This window comes from Thermoflexibacter ruber, assembly GCF_900113045.1.
In the GTDB taxonomy this organism is placed as follows: domain Bacteria; phylum Bacteroidota; class Bacteroidia; order Cytophagales; family Thermoflexibacteraceae; genus Thermoflexibacter; species Thermoflexibacter ruber.
On record NZ_FONY01000077.1, the window covers coordinates 1 to 2,500 of the forward strand.

Sequence of the window (2,500 nt, forward strand, 5' to 3'; positions counted from 1 at the left end):
TAATAATACTTTGATAGTAATATTTGAAACATTTCATGCCTGATATATGATAATAAATCACAATTGCCATGATTTCTGAACAAGACATTTTTTCTTGTGGTACAACTTGTCCTTGACTTAATTGATACTGTTCAAATTTTTTAGCAAAGTCATCACAAGTAATGTAAATTTCTATTAGTTTTGTTGTGTTCAATATTAAGTACATAGTATTCTTTGATTAGTGTAATTTTCAAATATACTATATTTATTAATATTGAACATTTTTTATCATAAAAAATTGACTTTTAAGCAATTACCTCAATAACTCACGTTAAAATAATGAAATTCCGCCCCATAAAGTACTACTAAGTTATGAAAAATTACCAATTGATTTTGGCTTCGCAATCACCGCGCCGCCAGCAACTCTTGAAACAACTTGGCTATGAGTTTGAGGTTCGCCTCAAAGAAACTGATGAAACCGTACCTACTTATATTCCCACTCATCAGGTTTCTATGTTTTTAGCTGAAAAAAAAGCAAATACTTTTAAAAATGATTTAAAAAATAATGAATTACTCATTACAGCAGATACGATTGTAATAATAGAGGAGGAGATACTTAACAAACCTCAAAGCGAAGCAGAAGCCTTTGAAATGCTTGCTAAGTTATCAGGTAAAGTCCATGAAGTAGTTACAGGTTTTAGCTTGACTTCTACCCAAAAACAATTTACTGATAGTGATACTACTTTAGTCTATTTCAAGCAGTTAAGCCAAGAAGAAATTAATTTTTATATCAAAAACTATCAGCCTTTTGACAAAGCTGGTAGCTATGGGGCGCAGGACTGGATAGGCATGGTGGGCATAGAACGTATAGAAGGCTCATATTTCAATGTTATGGGCTTGCCCGTGCATAAACTTTATCAGGCTTTGCAAAACTTTTAAGGATTCGTTTAAACTAACTCAGTAGGAGATATATTTTACTCCTACTAAGTTATTTAATTTTAATTTCTTAGAACTTTCTACTTATGAGCTATGAGGCAGAAAACTCTAAGAAATTAAGATAGCTCTATGCTTGCTTAAAAAACCTAATAATTTCTCTGACTTGACCAAGGAATTGTGCATCTTCGGAGAGCTTAGCAATCACATTTTCTGACTTTCTCGCCAACTGTTCATGCTCACTATCATTTCTTACCCTTAATTTTTCTAAGTTAGAACGCAGTTCTCTGATGTCATTTTCTAAAGAACTTAACAGGCGATTTTGGGTAGCTACCAAAGAATCTCTTTCCTCAGGATTAAGTTGAAATTCAAGAGTTTGCAACTTGCTTTCCCACTCATGAAACTTAGCATAAAGCTCTGCTAAGTCATCTCTTGGATATTTGATTTCATGCGTAATACTGCTAAGACGTGCTGCTACATATTCATACATACGAATAGCAGGTCTAAGCAAGGTCAGTAAGAGTGCCGCCAAGCCACTGATATAGCCCAAACTCGTAATCCCAAAATAAGAAAGCAAGTACAAACCTACTGCGGAAACAAGATGTAGTATGATTGCCACCCAAAAAAATCGTTTAGAAAGTTTCTCAGCATAGGCAACATCTTCCTCACTAACTTTGATGTCTTTTTCTTTGGATTGTCGTGCTTGAACAATTACCTCTTTTGCGGCAAAGTGCATATTCCAAGGCAAAGTAACAACAATCATAAGCCACCAAAATATAGCAATACCTATGACCCAATCTATAATCGTTCCGGCGGGGATTTCCATGTATCGCAAAACCCCAAAAGTAATCAGCACTAAGGCTGTTATAGAAAACAAAGACGGAATAAAGTTTCTTGGTAACATATTCTTTTTTAGTTATTTATAATGATTTTTAATTTTCAAAATCTTTCAATATTTTTTCAGTTTTGGCACTATGAATACGATTGATAAGTTTCTGCGCCTCATAGTCATCACGCAAAGTTTTAGCTAAGGTAAAAGCTGAACCTACCGTAAAAGTAAGTCCCATAAGCAAGAAACCTTTTACCCACAAGTCCGCAGGTAGATACACAATCCCAATAGTGGTAAGTCCTAACGATAGAATAAAGGAGAGCATCGTTTGAAATCTCCACGCAGGTGTATTTTTACTTACTAAGTTGTCCATTTCCATTGAGTAAATGATTAATTTGAGATGAAATATTTTTAAACTTTTTTACAGACTTTTTCACAATTTTTAAAATCTGTTTCTGATATAATGAACGTAAGAGCCTAAGGCAAGTTGATAGTTGTTTTAATAAAAGCAGACTTTTAAAAATATTTTTATTGAGCTTAAAAAAATGATTTACAATGTATTAAATATGTAACAAACAGACTTTATATTTTCAAATACGATTCATTATCTTATCTAAATCAAATATGATAAGGACTGTAGAATAGATTATCTAAGCTACAAAGCTTATTAACTTTCTTTCTTAAAAAGTTTGTTATTTGTATGATTCTATCAAACTTTGCATTTAGAAATTACAAATAAAGTAAATATATGAAATACAG

At 32.5% G+C, this 2,500-nt stretch carries 4 protein-coding genes and 1 pseudogene (1 of these 5 cut by a window edge); 2 read left to right on the forward strand and 3 right to left on the reverse strand.

Annotation, left to right across the window (positions count from 1 at the left end):
* Window positions 1-205: pseudogene (locus tag BM141_RS23280) on the reverse strand (IS982 family transposase); the annotation flags it as partial.
* A gap of 146 nt (window positions 206-351) precedes the next feature.
* Between BM141_RS23280 and BM141_RS21525 the strand changes: the two are divergent.
* The gene (locus BM141_RS21525; RefSeq protein ID WP_091549512.1) at window positions 352-918 is read left to right on the forward strand and encodes a Maf family nucleotide pyrophosphatase; all 567 of its coding nucleotides are present in this window, start codon (window positions 352-354) and stop codon (window positions 916-918) included.
* A gap of 124 nt (window positions 919-1,042) precedes the next feature.
* Here the strand turns inward: BM141_RS21525 and BM141_RS21530 are convergent, their stop codons facing one another.
* Complete coding sequence (locus tag BM141_RS21530) at window positions 1,043-1,816, reverse strand: VHS/ENTH/ANTH domain-containing protein (RefSeq protein WP_091549513.1); 774 nt, start codon at window positions 1,814-1,816, stop codon at window positions 1,043-1,045.
* A 28-nt stretch (window positions 1,817-1,844) separates the two neighbouring features.
* Window positions 1,845-2,120, reverse strand: a complete 276-nt coding sequence (locus tag BM141_RS21535; RefSeq protein WP_245764132.1) for a YiaA/YiaB family inner membrane protein — start codon at window positions 2,118-2,120, stop codon at window positions 1,845-1,847.
* A 369-nt stretch (window positions 2,121-2,489) separates the two neighbouring features.
* Between BM141_RS21535 and BM141_RS21540 the strand changes: the two genes are divergently transcribed.
* Window positions 2,490-2,500, forward strand: partial view of a vanadium-dependent haloperoxidase gene (locus BM141_RS21540; protein WP_091549514.1) — the start only. Its footprint extends 1,342 nt past the window's final position; 11 of the gene's 1,353 nt are visible here — the first part of the coding sequence; its start codon is at window positions 2,490-2,492; its stop codon lies beyond the right edge, outside the window.